Source organism: Stenotrophomonas sp. PAMC25021, from assembly GCF_004795795.1.
GTDB classification, from domain to species: Bacteria; Pseudomonadota; Gammaproteobacteria; order Xanthomonadales; family Xanthomonadaceae; genus Stenotrophomonas; species Stenotrophomonas muris.
This window is the reverse complement of the sequence record NZ_CP039255.1, coordinates 2,100,093-2,117,948: the sequence shown is the minus strand read 5'-3', so window position 1 is coordinate 2,117,948 and position 17,856 is coordinate 2,100,093. Positions and strand designations below refer to the sequence as shown.

At 68.9% G+C, this 17,856-nt stretch carries 16 protein-coding genes; 9 read left to right on the top strand and 7 right to left on the bottom strand.

The window, feature by feature from the left end:
- Positions 1 to 36: 36 nt before the first annotated feature.
- Both E5790_RS10015 and E5790_RS10010 read left to right on the top strand, forming a co-directional pair.
- The gene (locus E5790_RS10015; protein WP_136191738.1) at positions 37 to 2,697 is read left to right on the top strand and encodes a sensor histidine kinase KdpD; all 2,661 of its coding nucleotides are present in this window, start codon (positions 37 to 39) and stop codon (positions 2,695 to 2,697) included.
- Positions 2,678 to 3,391, top strand: coding sequence for a response regulator transcription factor (locus E5790_RS10010; protein ID WP_032961423.1), 714 nt, complete (start codon positions 2,678 to 2,680; stop codon positions 3,389 to 3,391). Before E5790_RS10015 ends, E5790_RS10010 begins: the two co-directional genes overlap by 20 nt.
- Before the next feature lie 395 nt (positions 3,392 to 3,786).
- Here E5790_RS10010 and E5790_RS10005 read toward each other — a convergent pair whose 3' ends face one another.
- Genes E5790_RS10005 through coaBC form a run of 3 tightly spaced genes read right to left on the bottom strand, consistent with a single transcriptional unit; the run spans position 3,787 to position 7,907 of the window.
- Positions 3,787 to 6,135: a phosphomannomutase/phosphoglucomutase gene (locus E5790_RS10005; protein WP_111206466.1), complete on the bottom strand. Its 2,349-nt coding sequence runs from the start codon at positions 6,133 to 6,135 to the stop codon at positions 3,787 to 3,789.
- 12 nt (positions 6,136 to 6,147) lie between these two features.
- The gene (gene dut, locus E5790_RS10000; protein ID WP_014035700.1) at positions 6,148 to 6,621 is read right to left on the bottom strand and encodes a dUTP diphosphatase; all 474 of its coding nucleotides are present in this window, start codon (positions 6,619 to 6,621) and stop codon (positions 6,148 to 6,150) included.
- A complete protein-coding gene (gene coaBC, locus E5790_RS09995; protein ID WP_014645667.1) occupies positions 6,618 to 7,907 on the bottom strand; it encodes a bifunctional phosphopantothenoylcysteine decarboxylase/phosphopantothenate--cysteine ligase CoaBC in 1,290 nt (429 codons plus the stop codon). The genes dut and coaBC overlap by 4 nt, the downstream gene beginning before the upstream one ends.
- A gap of 199 nt (positions 7,908 to 8,106) precedes the next feature.
- Between coaBC and E5790_RS09990 the strand changes: the two genes are divergently transcribed.
- The 4 genes from E5790_RS09990 (at position 8,107) to E5790_RS09975 (ending at position 12,227) form a co-directional block, all read left to right on the top strand.
- A complete protein-coding gene (locus E5790_RS09990) occupies positions 8,107 to 8,733 on the top strand; it encodes a response regulator transcription factor (protein ID WP_014645666.1) in 627 nt (208 codons plus the stop codon).
- A gap of 70 nt (positions 8,734 to 8,803) precedes the next feature.
- The gene (radC, locus tag E5790_RS09985; protein ID WP_014035697.1) at positions 8,804 to 9,508 is read left to right on the top strand and encodes a DNA repair protein RadC; all 705 of its coding nucleotides are present in this window, start codon (positions 8,804 to 8,806) and stop codon (positions 9,506 to 9,508) included.
- A 112-nt stretch (positions 9,509 to 9,620) separates the two neighbouring features.
- Positions 9,621 to 11,309 carry an arginine--tRNA ligase gene (gene argS, locus E5790_RS09980; RefSeq protein ID WP_032961431.1) on the top strand — a complete coding sequence of 563 codons (1,689 nt, stop codon included), beginning with the start codon at positions 9,621 to 9,623 and terminating at the stop codon, positions 11,307 to 11,309.
- 21 nt (positions 11,310 to 11,330) lie between these two features.
- Positions 11,331 to 12,227 carry an SPOR domain-containing protein gene (locus tag E5790_RS09975; protein WP_046428160.1) on the top strand — a complete coding sequence of 299 codons (897 nt, stop codon included), beginning with the start codon at positions 11,331 to 11,333 and terminating at the stop codon, positions 12,225 to 12,227.
- A gap of 90 nt (positions 12,228 to 12,317) precedes the next feature.
- On the opposite strand, the gene E5790_RS09970 is transcribed toward E5790_RS09975, so the two are convergent.
- On the bottom strand, positions 12,318 to 13,070 hold the full coding sequence (locus E5790_RS09970) for an SDR family NAD(P)-dependent oxidoreductase (protein WP_014035694.1): 753 nt from the start codon (positions 13,068 to 13,070) through the stop codon (positions 12,318 to 12,320).
- A gap of 123 nt (positions 13,071 to 13,193) precedes the next feature.
- Between E5790_RS09970 and E5790_RS09965 the strand changes: the two genes are divergently transcribed.
- Entirely contained in the window at positions 13,194 to 13,661 is a 468-nt protein-coding gene (locus tag E5790_RS09965) for a DUF1456 family protein (RefSeq protein ID WP_014645662.1), read from the top strand.
- Here E5790_RS09965 and E5790_RS09960 read toward each other — a convergent pair.
- A complete protein-coding gene (locus E5790_RS09960; RefSeq protein WP_111206468.1) occupies positions 13,630 to 14,517 on the bottom strand; it encodes a LysR family transcriptional regulator in 888 nt (295 codons plus the stop codon). The genes E5790_RS09965 and E5790_RS09960 overlap by 32 nt on opposite strands.
- A gap of 143 nt (positions 14,518 to 14,660) precedes the next feature.
- On the opposite strand from E5790_RS09960, the gene E5790_RS09955 reads away from it, so the two are divergent.
- Positions 14,661 to 15,809 carry an MFS transporter gene (locus E5790_RS09955; RefSeq protein WP_329768298.1) on the top strand — a complete coding sequence of 383 codons (1,149 nt, stop codon included), beginning with the start codon at positions 14,661 to 14,663 and terminating at the stop codon, positions 15,807 to 15,809.
- On the opposite strand, the gene E5790_RS09950 is transcribed toward E5790_RS09955, so the two are convergent.
- Complete coding sequence (locus E5790_RS09950) at positions 15,806 to 16,534, bottom strand: TorF family putative porin (protein ID WP_111206470.1); 729 nt, start codon at positions 16,532 to 16,534, stop codon at positions 15,806 to 15,808. The two genes, E5790_RS09955 and E5790_RS09950, sit on opposite strands and share 4 nt — an antisense overlap.
- Before the next feature lie 148 nt (positions 16,535 to 16,682).
- Here E5790_RS09950 and E5790_RS09945 point away from each other — a divergent pair, with 148 nt between their 5' ends.
- Complete coding sequence (locus E5790_RS09945; RefSeq protein ID WP_046428155.1) at positions 16,683 to 17,072, top strand: DUF6165 family protein; 390 nt, start codon at positions 16,683 to 16,685, stop codon at positions 17,070 to 17,072.
- 6 nt (positions 17,073 to 17,078) lie between these two features.
- On the opposite strand, the gene E5790_RS09940 is transcribed toward E5790_RS09945, so the two are convergent.
- Positions 17,079 to 17,762: a response regulator transcription factor gene (locus E5790_RS09940; protein WP_032961444.1), complete on the bottom strand. Its 684-nt coding sequence runs from the start codon at positions 17,760 to 17,762 to the stop codon at positions 17,079 to 17,081.
- Positions 17,763 to 17,856 lie beyond the last annotated feature (94 nt).

The following is a 17,856-nucleotide window of genomic DNA, read 5'->3' as shown; positions in this document are numbered from 1 at the left end:
GCTGCGCGCACAATGGCGGCCATGACAGCGGCCCCCATGACTGATGCGCGTACCCGCCAGGCCGATGCCCTGGTGGAAGGCCTGCAACGCGAAGCCGGTGGCAAGCTGACCGTGTTCCTCGGCGCTGCGCCGGGTGTGGGCAAGACCTACACCATGCTGACCCGTGCCCAGGAGCAGCTGCGCCGCGGCGTGGACCTGGTGGTCGGGCTGGTGGAAACCCATGGCCGCGCCGAAACCCAGGCCCTGCTGGAAGGCCTGCCGCAGCTGCCGTTGAAGGACGTGGCCTATCACGGCCACGCCCTGCAGGAGATGGACCTGGATGCCGTGCTGGCACGGCATCCAGCGCTGGTGCTGGTGGACGAACTGGCCCATCGCAATGCGCCCGGCAGCCGCCATGAGCGGCGCTGGCAGGATGTGATGGAGCTGCTCGACGCCGGCATCGACGTCTGGACCACGGTCAACATCCAGCATCTGGAAAGCCTCAACGACGTGGTGATGCGCATCACCGGCGTGCGGGTCAGCGAGACCGTGCCCGATGGCGTGCTCGATCGCCTGCACGACATCGTGCTGGTCGATCTGCCGCCGCGCGAACTGATCGCGCGCCTGCAGCAGGGCAAGGTCTATGTGCCCGAACAGGCCGCGCAGGCGCTGCAGGCGTTCTTCTCGTCGGCCAACCTGACCGCCCTGCGTGAGCTGGCGATGCAGGAAGCCGCCGACCGCGTCGACAGCAGCCTGCGTGAAACCCGCGCCGCACGGGGCGAAGGCAACCTGCCGCTGCGGCGCGGCGTGCTGGTGGCCATCGATGGCGGCGGCCAGAGCGAGTACCTGGTGCGGGTGGCGCGCCGCATCGCCGAGCGCCGCGACGCACCGTGGACGGTGGTGACCGTGCAGGGCCGGCGCCAGGACGAGGCCACGCGGCGCGAGATCGATGCGGCCTTCGCCCTGGCACGGCGCCTGGGCGGCGACGCCGAACTGCTGCACGGATCGAGCATCGCCGATGCCCTGCTCGACCATGCAGCGCACAACGGCGTATCGACCCTGGTGCTGGGGCGCACCCGTGAGCGCCCGCTGGCGCGGATGTTCAACCGAACCCTGACCCAGCAGCTGATCCAGCGCGGCGCGCACTACGAGATCACCATCATCAGCACGCCGCAGGCCCGGGCGCGCTCGCGCCGCGAAGGTCTGCTGCCACCGATGCGCGGCATCAGCTACGAGCCGGTACAGGCACTGATCGCCACCGCGCTGGCCTGTGCGGTGGCTTGGCTGGCCGAACGCTGGGTCGGCATGGCCGACCTGTCGATGGTGTTCATCGTGGCAGTGGTGCTGGTGGCGGCGCGCACGCGTGCCAGCGTGGCGGTGATGGCGGCGATCCTGTGCTTCCTGGCCTACAACTTCCTGTTCATCGCGCCCCGCTTCACCTTCGCCATCGGTGCGCGCCAGGGCGTGATCACTGTGTTCCTGTTCCTGGCCGCCGCCTTGGTGGCCGGACGGCTGGCCTCGCGCCTGCGCATGCAGGTCATTGCGCTGCGTGCGGCCAATCGCCATGCACGTGCACGCCAGCAGCTGGGCCGTCAGCTGGCCAGCGCCGCTGGCAACGGCGAGGTGGCACAGGCAGGTCGGCATGCCTTGGAGCAGGCGATGGATGTGCCGGCGTGGCTGCGGATCGGCGCGGACACTGCCGCCGGTGGCCGCAGCCAACCCGGCGATACCGACCTGGCTGCCGCCGACTGGGCGCTGCGCCACGGCCAGCCCAGCGGCCGCTTCACCGACACCCTGGCCGGTGCGCAGTGGTGGTTCCTGCCATTGCTGGATGGCGAAGATCGCGCGATCGGCGTGGCCGGCCTGTACCTGCCCGGCGCACAGGCACGCCTGCTGCCCGAACAGCGGCAGCTTGCCGAAGCGATGGTCGATGACATCGCGCAGGCCGCACTGCGTACCCGGCTGGTGGCCGAACTGGAACAGGCGCATGTCAGCAACGAGACCGAGCGGTTGCGCTCGGCCCTGCTCTCTTCGGTGTCGCACGACCTGCGCTCTCCACTGGCGGCGATGATCGGTTCGGCCGACAGCCTGGCCAGTTACGGCGCGGCGATGGACACGGCCGATCGCCGTGCCCTGCTGGACACCATCCTGGTCGAAGGCGAGCGGCTGGACCGCTACATCCAGAACCTGCTGGACATGACCCGCCTTGGCCACGAAGGTCTGAAGATCAACCGTGACTGGATCGGCGTGGACGAACTGATCGGCTCGGCCGCACGGCGCCTGCAGCGCTACCAGCCCAAGGTGCGGCTGGAGCTGGACATTCCGTCCACGCTGGCGCCGATCTGGGTACACCCGGCGCTGGTCGAACAGGCCGTGTTCAACGTGATGGAGAACGCGGCCAAGTTCTCGCCGCCCGACGCCGCCGTGCAGGTGCAGGCGCGCGAACTGGACGGCCAGCTGCGCATCGACGTGATCGATGCCGGCCCCGGCATTCCCGACGACGAGCGCGCGCGCATCTTCGACATGTTCTACAGCGTCGAGCGCGGCGACCGCGGCCGCCACGGCACCGGCCTGGGCCTGACCATCTGCCAGGGCATGATCGGCGCACATGGCGGCAGCGTGCAGGCGCTGCCCGGACGCGACGGTCGCGGTACCCTGATCCGCATCACCCTGCCCCTGCTCAAGCCAGCCTCCCACGATGAGCCCGACCCCGATTGACGCCAGCGTGCCGGCCGCGCGCGTGCTGGTGATCGATGATGAAACCCAGATCCGCCGGTTCCTGGACATCAGCCTGCGCGCGCAGGGCTACCAGGTGCGACAGGCCGCCACCGGCCAGGAAGGCCTGCAGCTGGCCGCCAGCGAGGACATGGACCTGGTGATCCTGGATATCGGCCTGCCGGACATGGAAGGCCACGAGGTACTTGAACAGCTGCGGCAGTGGAGCCAGGTGCCGGTGATCATGCTGACCGTGCGCGCCGGCGAAGCCGAGAAGGTGCGCGCACTGGATACCGGCGCCAACGACTACGTGACCAAGCCGTTCGGCACGCAGGAACTGATGGCGCGGGTGCGGGCGCTGCTGCGCACGCGCAGCGTACCCAGTGATGGCACGCCGCCGGTGTTCGACGACGGCCACCTGCGCGTGGACCTGGTGCGCCGCGAAGTCGCCCTGCAGGGTGAACCGGTGGCGTTGACCCGCAAGGAGTACGCGTTGCTGTCGCTGCTGCTGCGCAATGCCGGGCGGGTGGTGACACAGCCGCAGATCCTGCAGGAGATCTGGGGGCCGACCCACCAGCACGATACCCATTACCTGCGCATCCTGGTCGGCAAGCTGCGGCACAAGCTGGGCGATTCGGCGCTGGATTCACGCTACCTGTTCACCGAACCGGGCGTGGGCTTGCGATTCAAGGGGTGAGGGTGTGCCGAACAACGGTCGGCACCCACCAAAGCAAATTCGGAAGAGCATCCACGCATGGCGTGGATCTCTGCTGTGTCGACCAAGGTCGACACCTACCAGGAGCAGTTCATGCGGTTCGGACAGATCGCGGAAATCTGTCGAAGGCGGGGTGGGTCCGGTTGCGGGGGCGTGAGCCGCATGGATGCGGCGACCGAGCTTACATGGGTGAGGGCGCTTTGCTTGCGAAGCACTGCTTCGCAAGCGCCCGAACGCCCAGCCGCCAGCGGCTGGGCCGGGCCCCGGAGGGGGACTTGCAGCGTCCCCCGTAACCGGACCCACCCCGCATCCTACGGATAGCCGGCCTTTGACGTTGACGTTGATTCGGCGGGTGCCGGGCGCCGCCCGGCCCCACCTCAGAACCCCAGCGGGGTGTCGCCCAGCACCGGCTGCAGCTGGCTGCGGAACAAGGCCTTGATGCGCTCCAGTGCGGCCTCGTCGTTGCCTTCGAAGCGCAGCACCAGCACCGGCGTGGTGTTGGAGGCGCGCACCAGGCCCCAGCCATCGGCGAAGTCCACGCGCAGGCCATCGATGGTCGACAGGCGGCCCCCCACATACGGGTTGTCCGGCGACTGCGCCGCCGCCACCAGCATCGCCACCAGCGCATGCGGCGTCCCGTCGGCCACCGCTACCTTCAGCTCCGGCGTGGCGACCATTTCCGGCAGTTCGCCCAGCACTTCGTCCGGGGTCTCCTCGCGCTGGGCCAGGATCTCCAGCAGGCGCGCAGCGGCGTACAGGCCGTCGTCGAAACCGAACCAGCGTTCCTTGAAGAAGAAGTGGCCGCTCATCTCACCGGCCAGCTCGGCATCGGTCTCGCGCATCTTCGCCTTCATCAGCGAATGCCCGGTCTTCCACATCAGCGGGCTGCCACCGTTGCGCAGCACATGGTCGGACAGCTTGCCGGTGCACTTGACGTCGTAGATCACCATCGCGCCCGGATTGCGCATCAGCACGTCGGCAGCGAACAGCATCAGCAGGCGGTCGGCATAGATGATCCTGCCTTCGCCGGTGACCACGCCCAACCGGTCGCCGTCGCCATCGAAGGCTACGCCGAGGTCGGCGCCGAAGCGCTTGACCGTCTGCACCAGGTCTTCCAGGTTGGTCGGCTCGCTCGGGTCGGGATGATGGTTGGGGAAGGTGCCGTCGACATCGCAGTACAGCGGAATGACGTCGGCGCCGATTGCTTCCAGCAGCTGCGGGGCCAGTGCGCCGGCCACGCCATTGCCGGCATCGGCCACGACCTTCAGCGGACGGTCCAGCTGCACGTCATCGGCGATGCGCTGGATGTAGTCGGCACTGACATCGCGCTGCTGGTAGTCACCCGGCTCGGCGGACTGCACCAGGCGGCCCTCGACGATGCGCTGGTAGAGATCGGTGATCGCGTCGCCGGACAGCGTCTCGCCGCCGATCACCACCTTGAAGCCGTTGTACTCGGGCGGGTTGTGGCTGCCGGTGACCGCCACGCAGGTGCCGGTACGCAGATGGAAGGCGGCGTAGTACACGAGCGGGGTCGGCGCCAGGCCGATGTCGATCACCGCGCAGCCGGCACGGCGCAGGCCCTCGGCCAGCCCGGCCGTCAGCTCGGGTCCGGACAGGCGGCCATCGCGCCCGATCACCACCTCGCGCAGGCCCTGCTCCAGTGCCACGGTGCCGATGGCCTGGCCGATCAGCGCCGCGGTCTTCGGTGTCAGTTCGCTGCCCACCATGCCGCGGATGTCATAGGCGCGGAAGATGCCGGCGGCCAGCTCTTCGGCAGGCACCGGCGGTGGCGGCGGTGGCGTGGCATCGCCACTGCCGGTCACGGCGGCCACCGGTGGCGGCGCCTGCTGCAGGCTCTCGCTCAGGGTCGGGCCATGGTCGGCCTCGGACGCGGCGGCGCGGCGCGGCAACGGCAGCGACTTCGGCAGCCGGTCGCGCCCCACCACCAGCAACACGGCAATGAACGCCAGCAGCAACGCCACAATGGCGCTGGCCAGCGCGCCCAGGCCGAGCGGACCGGCCTCGACATTCGGCACCGACGCGACCAGCCGCAACGGCGTGCCTGCAACCGGGCGCGCCAGCGCTTCCGCACTTTCGGCCAGGCTCGGGTCGCCCTGGGTGACCAGATCGAATGCTCCCTGGCGCAGGCCGAGGAAGCCGGCGGACGGCGCGCTGACCTGGTCGAGCGGCGACGTCAGCCGCAGCAGCGGTTGGCGGACATAGATGACGGCCGGCCCCAGGCTGCCCAGCTGCACCGGCGCGGCCAGGCCCAGGCGGTTGCCGCCGCCGTCGCGGACCACGCGCAGGCTTGGCCTGGCCTCGGCCAGCGCCGCTTCCAGCAGCGCCAGGCGGGAATACCCGAAGGTGGCCGGATCGGCATAGGCGTTGGCCAGATCGGCCGCCAGCACCTCGACCTGCTCGACTCCGGTCCAGCTCTCGCGAACGGCCAGCGCCGCCGCAGCGGCGTCGCCGGCCTGCAGCGCCTGCTGCACGCGATCGTTCTTCAACTGCTGCTGCAGCTGCTGCAACTGGCCCGCAGCAGCCTGCTGCAGGCCCTGCACGGCCTGGTCACGCGCCTCTTCCAGCGCCTGCCCGTTGGCCTCCTGCCGCCATTGCTGCACCGCGCTCCATCCGAACCAGCCGGCCAACAGGATCAACAGCACCCCCAGTAGAGGTGCACTGCGACCCAACGACCGTCCCCGCTGTCCTTCCCCGATGCCGCTCATCGATGTCCCCTGTCAACGCACCCCGGTATGGCCGAATCCACCCGCGCCCCGCACGCTGTCGGTGAAAGTATCCACTACCTGCAGGCTGACGCGGGCGATCGGAACCACCACCAGCTGCGCGATGCGATCGCCCGGCTCGATGGTGAAGGCCTCGCGGCCACGGTTCCAGACGCTGATCAGCAGCGGCCCCTGGTAGTCGGCATCGATCAGGCCGGTGCCGTTGCCCAGCACGATGCCATGCCGATGGCCCAGCCCGGAACGCGGCAGGATCACCGCGCACAGGTTCGGGTCGGCAATATGGATGGCCAGGCCGCTGGGCACCAGCGCGGTGTCGCCCGGCTGCAGGGTCAGCGCGGTATCCAGCGCCGCGCGCAGGTCCATGCCGGCACTGGCCTCGGTGGCATAGGCCGGCAGCGGCCAGCTGTCGCCGAAGCGCGGATCGAGCAGCTTGACCTGCAGCGGGTGGGAAGTGGATGCCTGGGTCATGCCTGGAGTCTCCGCGCGATCAGCGCCAGCAGTTGTTCGGCCAGCTCGCGCTTGGAAGTGGCCGGGAATACCTGTTCGCCGTCCTGCCAGAAGGCCGTGGCGGCATTGTTGTCGCTCTCGAAACCGCCGCCACTGATGCCGACCTGGTTGGCGATCACCAGGTCCAGGCGCTTGTCGACCAGTTTGCCGCGCGCGTATTTCTCCACGTCGTGGGTCTCGGCGGCGAAGCCGACCACCAGCTTCAGCGACTGCGTCTGTGCAGCGACTTCGGCGAGGATGTCCGGCGTGCGCACCAGTTCGATCACCAGCGACTGGCTGTCGGCGGTCTTCTTCAGCTTCTGCGCGGCGACCTGGCGCGGCGTGTAGTCGGACACCGCGGCGGCACCGATATAGATGTCGGCGGGCAGCGACTTCAGTACGGCATCGCGCATCTGCGCGGCCGAGCGCACGTCGATACGCTGCACGCCCGGCGGCGTCGGCAGCTGTACCGGACCGCTGACCAGCACCACCTGCGCGCCCAGCGCGGCAGCAGCGGCGGCCAGGGCAAAGCCCATCTTGCCGCTGCTGCGGTTGCCGACGTAACGCACCGGATCGATGTCTTCGTAGGTCGGGCCGGCACTGATCAGCAGGCGCAGCCCCTGCAGGGCACGGGTTTCCGGCGCGGCAACCGTCGCAGCGGCGCCGCCATTGGCGGCCAGCGCGGCCACGATGTCGCCGGGTTCGGCCAGCCGGCCGGGACCGGATTCACCTTCGGCCAGCGGGCCATCGACCGGGCCGATCACCTGCGCACCACGCTGGCGCAGCAGGGCGATGTTGGCTTGGGTGGCCGGATGCAGCCACATGCGATGGTTCATCGCCGGGCAGATCGTCAGCGGTGCGGTGCTGGCCAGGCACAGGGTGCTGACCAGGTCATCGGCATGGCCCTGGGCCAGCCGGGCCAGCAGATCGGCGGTTCCCGGCGCGACCACGATGCGGTCCGCCCAGCGGGCCAGCTCGATGTGGCCCATGGCCTGTTCGGCGGCGCTGTCCCACAGCGTGGTGCGGGTCGGCTGCCCGGACAGGGCCTGGAAACTGAGGGGGGTGACGAACTGCTGGGCGCCGGCGGTCATCGCCACCTGCACCTGGGCGCCCGCATCACGCAGGCGTCGCACCAGTTCCAGGGCCTTGTAGGCCGCGATCCCGCCTCCGACGCACAACAGCAGTTTCTGGCCTTCCAGCGCGCGGCCGGGCGCGGGGGAAGCGTTGGGGGAGTCAGCCACCTGGAATTCCTGTGCAAACGAGGGCATTAGCTTACCCGATGGTCGGTAATGTCCCGGTGCACAGCGCACATAGCGGGCAGCTATCAGCAGATGGGACTTGCACCACAGCGCTTCCGGGGTTCAAGACACTGCGATTCGGAACTTTCCTATACCTGTAGGCCGGCCACGTTTGCAGAATCGTCAGTGGCCGCCGCAGGTGTGCCGCTTCGCTTTTCGAGGATTCCGCGTGCACCCGCGCATCATCATCGCCGACGACCATCCCGTCGTCCTGCACGGCATCCGCATCGTGCTGCAGACCCACCTGATGGAGGTCGTCGGCAGCGCGCGTGACGGCGCCGAGCTGCTGCAGCTGGTCGAGCACCACGGCTGCGACGCGGTGCTGACCGACCTCTCCATGCCGGGCACCGGCCCGGATGGCCCGGAACTGATCGCTGAACTGCGCGCACGCCACCCGCGCATGCCCGTGGTGGTGCTTACCGGCGCCCGCCACCCCGGCCTGCTCGATGGCCTGCTGCGTGAGGGTGTCAGCGGCCTGGTCGACAAGTGCGCCGATTTCGGCGAGTTGCCGCAGGCCCTGAACGCGGCCATGGCAGGGCAGGTGTTCGTCTCGCAGCAGCTGCGCCACCACCTGCAGGCGCGCGACCTGATGTTCGCGCGCGAACCGGCGGCGCTGTCCGCCCGCGAACAGGAAGTGCTGGACCTGTTGGCCGCCGGGCTGAAAGTGAACGCCATCGCCGTCCACTGCGGCCGCAGCCCCAAGACGATCAGCCGGCAGAAGGCCGAGGCCAAGCGCAAGCTGGGGCTGCAGAACAACCAGGAGCTGTTCGCCTACCTGCAGTCGCGACGCGACTGAGGCAACGGCCGACCCGGGCATGCGTCCTGCCCTGATGGGCCGCATCGCCCCCACTGGCGATGATGCAGGCATGCCCATCCACGACTGGCCCGAACAGGAACGTCCCCGCGAGAAGCTGATCGCACGCGGCCCCGCCACGCTGTCCGACGCAGAACTGCTGGCACTGTTCCTCGGCTCCGGCTTCGGTGGACGCGATGCGGTGCAGACCGCGCGCGACCTGCTGCAGGCGCACGGTCCCCTGCGTGTGCTGCTGGACCGCCCGGCCCGCGAGCTGGCCCGGTTGCCGGGGCTGGGCCCTGCTCGAAGCTGTGCACTGGCCGCCGGGCTGGAACTGGCCCACCGCTATCTGGCGGCCGAACTTCAGCAGGGCGAGGCCGTCGGCAACAACCCGGCTGCGGTCGGCCGCTATCTGCAGCACCGCCTGCGCGGCCAGGCCCGCGAGATCTTCATGGCGCTGTTCCTGGACAACCGCCACCGCCTGATCGCCTGCGAAGAACTGTTCCAGGGCACCATCAATGCCGCCCCGGTCTATCCCCGCGAGGTGGTGCGTCGAGCCCTGCTGCACAATGCGGCAGCGGTGATCCTCAGCCACAATCATCCTTCCGGCGACCCCGAGCCCTCCGGCGCCGACACCCGCATCACCGATGAACTGCAGCAGGCGCTGGCACTGGTGGACGTGCGCCTGCTCGACCACTTCGTGGTCGGCGAGGGCCGCCCCGTTTCATTTGCTGAACGGGGCCTGCTGTCCCCGCCCCAGCCGCGCCTGTTCGGCTGAACGGCCCTGGTCAGGGCCGGGCGGGCGCCCCGCAGGCATGTCCTGGTCAGCGTGGGCGCGGGCATCTGCGCTAAAATGGGCGATTCCGCCGCTCATTCTCACAGCAGGCCTCGTGAAAAATCTCCTCCGCGCCCTGATCAGCCAAGGCATCGAAGCCTTGCGCGCCAATGGCACCCTGCCCGCCGACTCCCTGCCGCCGGACTTCGTGGTCGAGCGCCCGAAGACCCGTGACCACGGCGACTTCGCCACCAACGCCGCGATGCTGCTGGCCAAGGCCGCGCGCAGCAATCCGCGCGCACTGGCACAGGCGCTGGTCGAGGCGCTGCCGCGCAGCGAGGACGTCAGCAAGGTCGAGATCGCCGGCCCCGGCTTCATCAACTTCCATCTGGCCCCGGCCGCGTACCAGCGCGAAACCGCCTCGGTCATCAAGGAAGCCCACGACTACGGCCGCAACCTGTCCGGCAATGGCCGCACGGTGGGCGTGGAGTATGTGTCGGCCAACCCGACCGGCCCGCTGCATGTCGGCCATGGCCGCGCAGCGGCGATCGGCGACTGCGTGGCCCGCGTGCTCGATGCCAACGGCTGGAACGCCAAGCGCGAGTTCTACTACAACGACGCTGGCGTGCAGATCGAGAACCTGGCGCTGTCCACCCAGGCGCGGATCAAGGGCATCGCACCCGATCAGGACGGCTGGCCGGAAGGCGGCTACCGCGGTGAGTACATCGCCGATGTCGCCCGCGCCTACATGGCCGGTGCCAGCGTCGACCTGGAAGGCAGCACCGTGGTCGGCGCCAAGGACCCGGACGACATGCAGGCAATCCGCCGCTTCGCCGTGGCCTACCTGCGCAACGAGCAGAACCTGGACCTGGCCGCGTTCGGTGTCGACTTCGACATCTACTTCCTGGAAAGCTCGCTGTACGCCGACGGCAAGGTTGCCGAAGCGGTGGCCAAGCTGCAGGCGTCCGGCCACACCTATGAGGAAGGCGGCGCGCTGTGGCTGCGCAGCACCGACTTCGGTGACGACAAGGACCGCGTGATGCGCAAGTCCGACGGCACCTTCACCTACTTCGTGCCGGACGTGGCCTACCACCTGTCCAAGTGGCAGCGCGGCTACGAGCGCGCGATCACCGAACTGGGCGCCGACCATCACGGCTCGCTGGCGCGCGTGCGCGCCGGCCTGCAGGCGATGGAAGTGGGCATCCCGCAGGGCTGGCCGGAATACGTGCTGCACCAGATGGTCACGGTCATGCGCGGCGGCGAGGAAGTGAAGCTGTCCAAGCGTGCCGGCAGCTACTTCACCCTGCGCGACCTGATCGAGGAAGCCGGCCGCGATGCGACCCGCTGGTTCCTGATCGCGCGCAAGCCCGATTCGCAGCTGACCTTCGACATCGACCTGGCGCGCCAGCAGAGCAACGACAATCCGGTGTTCTACGTGCAGTACGCGCACGCCCGTGTCTGCAGCCTGCTGCGCCAGGCGCAGGAAAAGGGCCTGGTGTACGAGCAGGGCAATGGCCTGGCCAACCTTGGCCACCTGGCCGACGATGCCTCGCTGCTGTTGATGAACGAGATCTCGCGCTATCCGGAAGTGGTGGAAGCGGCCGGCGTGGCGCTGGAGCCGCACCTGGTGGCGCAGTACCTGCGTGAATTGGCGCATGCCTTCCACACGTGGTATCACGGGACGCCGGTGCTGGTGGAAGACGCCGCCGATCGCAACGCCAAGCTGACCCTGGCCTGCGCGGCGCGCCAGGTGCTGGCCAACGGCCTTGAACTCCTGGGCGTGAGCGCCCCGGAAAAAATGTAAGCATCAGGAGACGCAGTACACATGGCAGCACGACGCGGCAAAACCCAGGCACGACGCAACAGCAGCAGCCAGGGCACACCCGGATGGGTGTGGCTGGTGGCCGGTGTGGCGATCGCCGCCGTGGTGTTCCTGGCGGCGCCGAACCTGTTCAAGGGCGAAGGCGACGGCTTCCTGCGCGCCGGTCCGCAGCCGAACCCGAACGCGCAGCCGGCCCCGGTTGCTGATGCAGACAGCGATGTCGGCAGCCAGCCAGCCGCGCAGCCGGCCACGCCGAAGCCGGCCGAACCGGAGAAGCCCGCGGCGACGCAGTACGACTTCTACACCCTGCTGCCGGGCAAGGAAGTGGAAATGTCCGACGCCGAACTGGCCGCCAGCGCGCGTGCCGAGGACCAGCGCCGGGCCAAGGCCGAAGCGTCGCGCGCGCAGGCCGCGCTGGAGGGCAAGCCGGTGCCGCCGGCGAGCACGGCCACGCCGGCACCGACCGCAACGGCCAGCGTCGCCAGCACCGCACCGGTGACCGCGAGCAACCGTCCGCTGCCGGCACCGCTGAGCGAGCGCCCGGCCGCGGCAACCCCGCCGGCCAGCACCGCACCGGCGTCGACCAGCACGGCCGCCACCCCCGCGCCGCGCGCGGAAGCCGCGCCCACCGCGCCGGCGACCACTGCCGCACCGGCGCCCGCCGACAACGCCCGCTACATCCTGCAGGCAGGTGCCTTCGGTGCGTCCGGCGACGCCGAAGCCACCAAGGCCAAGCTGGCCATGATGGGCCTGGCGGCACGCGTGGAGTCGGCGCAGATCAACGGCAAGACCGTGTATCGCGTGCGCATGGGGCCGTACGGCAGCGCCGGCGAACTGTCTGAAGCGAAGCAGAAGCTGGATGGCACCGGCCTGCAGGCGATGGCCATCAAGGCGCAGTGACGTTCTGCGGGACTGCATGAAGAAAGCCGGGCATTGCCCGGCTTTTTTTGTTTCTGCCGAGTCGAGCATGGCTCGACTCCACACACGGCGTCAGCCCTCGCGGGCGACCTGGAACCCGGCGAAGGACTGGCTGACCGGCATCAGCTCCAGGCGATTGATGTTCAGGTGCGGTGGCAGCGTGGCCACCCAGAAGATCTGTTCGGCGATGTCTTCGGCGGTCATCGGATTGGCACCGCTGTACAGCTTGTCCGATGCATTCTGGTCGCCATGGGTGCGGACCACGGTGAACTCGGTCTCGGCCATGCCCGGCTCGATCGTGGTCACGCGCACGCCGGTGCCGTGCAGGTCCGAACGCAGGCCCAGCGAGAACTGGCTGACGAAGGCCTTGGTGCCACCGTAGGCGTTGCCACCCGGGTACGGGTAGACGCCGGCCACCGACGAGATGTTGATGATCGCACCCTTGCGCTCCACCAGCTGCGGCAACAGGCGGTGGGTCAGGGTCACCAGCGCGGTGATGTTGGTGTCGATCATCGTGGTCCAGTCCGACAGCCTGGCGCTCTGTGCCGGTGCGGTGCCCTGCGCCAGACCGGCGTTATTGACCAGCAGGTCGATCTCGCCGAAGGCCGGCGGCAGCGCCAGCAGGGCCGCCTCCATCGCCACCGGATCGCGGATGTCGAAGGCGGCGGCGTGCACCACGTCCTTGCCATAGCGCTCGACCAGCGGTTGCAGGCGTTCGCCGCGGCGGCCGGTGGCGATCACTTTCCAGCCGGCCTGGGCGAAGCGGTGGACGGCGGCGGCGCCGAAGCCGGACGTGGCGCCGGTAATCAGGACAGTGCGGGTCATCAGGCAACTCCAGGGGGAAAACCAGATCCCCATTCTGGCACCGTCCGGCAGCACCCGTGTTGCCGGATCGGCCAGATCCGGGGCGGCGACCCCACGTGTCGGGGTGACCGGTACAATTGCGCCATGATCAACAATGATGTCCTGCGCAGCGTGCGCTACTCCCTGGACCTGGGTGACCAGCACGTGGTCACCCTGTGCCAGATGGCCGACCCGGCCTTCGCCGTGGATACCGAGCAGGTGAAGGCCTGGCTGCGCCGCGAGGACGAAGCCGGTTTCGAGGCGATGAACGACAGCGCACTGGCGCACTTCCTCGATGGCCTGATCGTGCACCTGCGCGGTCGCGACGAGAGCCAGCCGCAGCGTGCGGTGGAAACCCGCATCGACAACAACCTGGTGCTGAAGAAGCTGCGCGTGGCCTTCCAGCTGCGCGACGTGGACCTGATGGAGATCTTCGCCAGCGCCGGCTTCAACGTGTCCAAGTCGGAAGTCGGTGCGTTGTTCCGCCAGCCCGGGCACACCAACTACCGGCGCTGCCTGGACCAGATGCTGCGCAACTTCCTCAAGGGCCTGAGCCTGCGCCTGCGCGGCTGAGCACGGCCTCGACGAAGGCGCGCGCGGCCGGCGTCGGCAGCCGCTGCCAGACCAGGTGTACGCGCCGGGTCGGGGTCGGCTGCAGTGGAATCTGAACCACGCCCTGGAAACCTTCGGCGATCAACGCCGGCACGATGCCCACCGCCAATCCGTGGCGGACGAAGCGCTCGACCAGTTCCATCAGGTTGACCTCGAAACGCACCGTGTGCGGCAGGCCAGCGGCGGCGAAGGCATCGTCGGTCTGCCGGCGCGCACCGGTACCGCGCGGGAAGTCGACCAGCGCTTCATCCTGCAGTGCGGTCAATGGCAGCCGCGTGCGCCCGGCGAGCCGGTGCGACGGCGCCAGTACCGCTACCAGATCCTCCTCCTGCAGCACCTGGTGGCAGACGCCATCCAGCGCTGCCGACGGCGCCAGGCCGACCAGTGCCACATCCAGCGCGCGCGACTGCACCTGTGCGATCAGGTCTTCGCTCTTGTCCACGCGCAGCTGGAACTCCACCTGTGGGTGCACCCGCTGGAAGGCCGCCAGCATCGCCACGACGTCGATGTCGGTCAGCGAAGAAATCTGCCCGATGGCCAGCAGGCCACGCACTTCGCCACTGACGGCGGCCACGTCGGCGCGCAGGTGGCGCAGGCTGGCCAGCACCTGGCGTGCGTGCACCAGCAACGTCTCGCCGGCGGCGGTAGCCCGCACCTGGCGTGGCAGGCGCTCGAACAGCGTGGCACCCAGTTCCTGTTCCAGGTGGGCGATCTGGTGGCTGAGCGCGGACTGCACCACGTGGCAGCGCTCGGCGGCACGGGTGAAGTTGCCCTCCTCGGCCAGGGCGACGGCAAACTCGAGCTGCTTGAGGTTCATCCAGCTATCTTGTTTTCAGATGACAAGGATGATGATGATTCATTTCCATCATGACCGCAGCAGGCGGACACTGTGCACCCCGCTTCCTGGAACACCGCGTGAGCCCCTCCCTTCCCCCTCTGCACCGCTGGCAGGTGCTGCTGATGTCGGTCGCCACCGGCGTGGCCGTGGCCAGCAACTACTATGCGCAACCGCTGCTGCACACCATCGCAGATGCCTTCGGCGTGCCGTTCGGCCAGGTCGGCATGGTGGTTACCGCAGCACAGCTGAGCTATGCCGCCGGACTGATCCTGCTGGTGCCACTGGGTGACCTGTTCGAGCGCCGCCGCTTGATCGTGGTGATGAGCCTGCTGTCGGCCGGTGGCCTGGTGATCAGTGCCTGCGCGCCGTCGCTGGCCTGGCTGCTGGTCGGGACCGCAATCACCGGACTGTTTTCGGTGGTGGCACAGGTGCTGGTGCCGTTCGCGGCCACGCTGGCCGCGCCGGAACATCGTGGCCGCGTGGTCGGCACGCTGATGAGTGGCCTGCTGCTGGGCATCCTGCTGGCGCGTACCGTGGCCGGCCTGCTTTCCAGCCTGGGTGACTGGCGCCTGGTGTATGCCATCGCTGCCGGCACCCTGGTGCTGACCGCACTGGCATTGCAGCGCGGCCTGCCGCGATTCCACCACAGCGCCGGCCTGGGCTATTTCGCCTTGCTGCGCTCGATCGGCGTGCTGTTCGTGCAGGAGCCGGTGCTGCGCCAGCGCACCCTGCTGGGCGCCTGCAGCTTTGCCATGTTCGCGATTTTCTGGACCCCGCTCGCGTTCCTGCTGGCGCAGCCACCGTACGCCTACAGCGATGCCACCATCGGCCTGTTCGGGCTGGTCGGTGCAGCCGGTACGCTGGCGGCCGGCCTGGCCGGGCGCATGTCCGATCGCGGCCAGACCGGACGCGCCACTGCCATCGCGCTGGTGCTGTTGCTGCTGTCGTGGCTGCCACTGGGGCTGTCGGCCCACTCGCTGCTGGCGCTGCTGATCGGCGTGGTGGTGCTGGACCTGGCCGCACAGCTGCTGCACGTCAGCAACCAGAATCTGATCTATGCGCTGCAGCCCGCGGCGCGCAACCGCCTCAATGCCGGCTACATGACCGGCTACTTCATCGGCGGCTCGCTGGGTTCGCTGCTGTCGGCGCAGGTCTACCAGCGCTACGGTTGGACCGGCGTCTGCGTGGCCGGTGCCGCCGTGGCCGTGCTGGCCCTGCTGCTGTGGCTGCCCGGCGCGCTGCGCGCGCGCCAGGCGGCATCGTCGAACTAGAAGCTGCCCTGCAGCGCCAGCTCCCAGCGTCCACCGGCATTGCCCGGGAACAGTCGCTTGGCCGCGCTGTCGGTGTCATGCACGGTGGCGCGCAGCTCCCATGCCGGAGTCAGCGTGGCAATGGCACTGAGCTGGCCATGCAGGTAATCCGGGCCCTGCGCGGTGGCCAGCCAGTACTGGCCCACCGCTGCTTCCAGGCGGACGCGTTCGTGCAGCGGCACACGCACGCCCAGCTGGGCATAGGTTCCGCGATGGCCACCGGCCAACGCATCGTTGGAATGCGCGACCTGCAGCCAGGCGCGCTGCTTCCAGGTCACGGTGGTGTTGAGTTCGGTCCAGTCCAGCGCACGACCGGTACCCGGATACACATAGCGGGTCAGGTTCGCATCCAGCGTCCAGTCCGGTGCCAGCGCGCCGGACCAGCCCGCCACCAGGTCGAACTCGCTGCGCGCGCCATTGTCCGGCTTGAACGAGACGTTGGACCCCCACACGCTGGCGTACCAGCCCGATGGGATCGAGATCTTCGCGCCGGCTTGCACCGCCGGGTCACCATCGCTCTGCGAGCTGCCGCGCCACACGTAGTCACTGGTCAAGGCCGCACTGCCACTGACCTGCACCTGTGCCTGCGCGCTGCCCATGCCAAGCAGCCCTGCCAGGGCGGCCACCACCGCCGCCATCATCCCCTTGCTGTTCACTGCACTGTGTTCCTCGTCGAAGGCGGTCATGCCGCCGGGACGGCAGTGTCCAGCGCGTGGCCGTAACGGATCGAGGGTGCGGCCCGGGCCGCGGCGCAAATTCGGCGTAAATCCCGTGGATCGGGGCCATGCGCCAGCGGCGCGGTATCATGGCGCCCTGTTTCCAGGAACCAACCGCGTGGACGCCATCCTGACCCCGGTATCGATCGGCGAGCTGATCGACAAGATCACCATTCTCCAGATCAAGGCCGAGCGCATCGACGATGCCGCCAAGCTGGCCAACGTGCGCACCGAGCTGGACGGCCTGCTGCCCCTGTTGCAGCAGCAGCTGCAGGCACAGCCGGCCCTGGCCGCGCTGCAGCAGCAGTTGAAGGCGATCAACGAGCGTATGTGGGACATCCAGGACCAGCTGCGCGACAAGGAAGCGGCCCAGGTGTTCGATGATGCATTCATCCAGCTGGCACGCGGTGTCTATGGCACCAATGGCGAGCGCGTGCAGGTGAAGAACGAGATCAACCGCTTGGCCGGTTCTGCACTGGTGGAAGAGAAGCAGTACCAGGGCGAGTAACGCCGCTCATCCGCATTCCAGCAGGTGGCGGAAGCGGAACAGGTCACCGTCCCCGCGGATGCCGAGCTTGCGGTAGGCCGAGGTTTTCTGCGAGCTGATCGTGCTGGCTGAACGCCCCGATCGCAGGGCCATTTCGCTGGTGCTGACCCCTTTCAGCACCAGCCCGAGCACTTCCCGTTCGCGCTGGCTCAACGGCACCAGTGCCGGGGCCGGCATTCTGCGTGCACGCGTGCCCGGCAGGTTCAGTTCCGCGCGCAGCTCTGGTGGCACGAAGCGCCCTCCCCGGGCGACCACATCAATGGCACGCAGCAGCACGTCCGGTGGCGTCGACTTGGACAGGAAGCCGCGCGCACCGGCACGCATCGCGGTGGCCACCGTGCTGGCATTGCAGTGTGCCGAGAGCACCAGCACCGGCAGTGCCGGCCAGCGCTGCGACAGCACGTGCAACAGGGCCAACCCATCGCCCAGGTCGCCCATGGGCAACGCATCGATCAGCAGCAGGTCGACACACGTCGGGCTGCGCTCCAGCAGGTGCAGCAGGTGCGCCTCGCTGGACAGGCTCACCCGTACCTGCACACCCGCGTGCTGGCGCAGCAGCACTTCCACGCCCAACCGCAGTACCGGGTGCGGGTCCAGCAGCGCCAGGCGTCGTGGCCGATCAGGCAGCAGAGGCGGGAGGGTCAGCGGCATTGCGGCATGTCCAGGCAACATGGGACATCCAACGTAGGTCGGTGCCCGCAGCGGCGGAATCCAATTCCTTGCAATGGCTGGCCCGCGCATTCCG

Bases quoted from the DNA above. Each gene is read 5' to 3' on its own strand.
- dut (WP_014035700.1), bottom strand. From the start codon at position 6,621: ATGACCCAGGCATCCACTTCCCACCCGCTGCAGGTCAAGCTGCTCGAT.
- E5790_RS09940 (WP_032961444.1), bottom strand. From the start codon at position 17,762: ATGCCGCTGACCCTCCCGCCTCTGCTGCCTGATCGGCCACGACGCCTG.
- E5790_RS09955 (WP_329768298.1), top strand. From the start codon at position 14,661: ATGTCGGTCGCCACCGGCGTGGCCGTGGCCAGCAACTACTATGCGCAA.
- E5790_RS09960 (WP_111206468.1), bottom strand. From the start codon at position 14,517: ATGAACCTCAAGCAGCTCGAGTTTGCCGTCGCCCTGGCCGAGGAGGGC.
- radC (WP_014035697.1), top strand. From the start codon at position 8,804: ATGCCCATCCACGACTGGCCCGAACAGGAACGTCCCCGCGAGAAGCTG.
- E5790_RS09950 (WP_111206470.1), bottom strand. From the start codon at position 16,534: ATGACCGCCTTCGACGAGGAACACAGTGCAGTGAACAGCAAGGGGATG.
- E5790_RS10010 (WP_032961423.1), top strand. From the start codon at position 2,678: ATGAGCCCGACCCCGATTGACGCCAGCGTGCCGGCCGCGCGCGTGCTG.
- E5790_RS10015 (WP_136191738.1), top strand. From the start codon at position 37: ATGACTGATGCGCGTACCCGCCAGGCCGATGCCCTGGTGGAAGGCCTG.
- E5790_RS10005 (WP_111206466.1), bottom strand. From the start codon at position 6,135: ATGAGCGGCATCGGGGAAGGACAGCGGGGACGGTCGTTGGGTCGCAGT.
- E5790_RS09965 (WP_014645662.1), top strand. From the start codon at position 13,194: ATGATCAACAATGATGTCCTGCGCAGCGTGCGCTACTCCCTGGACCTG.
- coaBC (WP_014645667.1), bottom strand. From the start codon at position 7,907: ATGCCCTCGTTTGCACAGGAATTCCAGGTGGCTGACTCCCCCAACGCT.
- E5790_RS09975 (WP_046428160.1), top strand. From the start codon at position 11,331: ATGGCAGCACGACGCGGCAAAACCCAGGCACGACGCAACAGCAGCAGC.
- E5790_RS09970 (WP_014035694.1), bottom strand. From the start codon at position 13,070: ATGACCCGCACTGTCCTGATTACCGGCGCCACGTCCGGCTTCGGCGCC.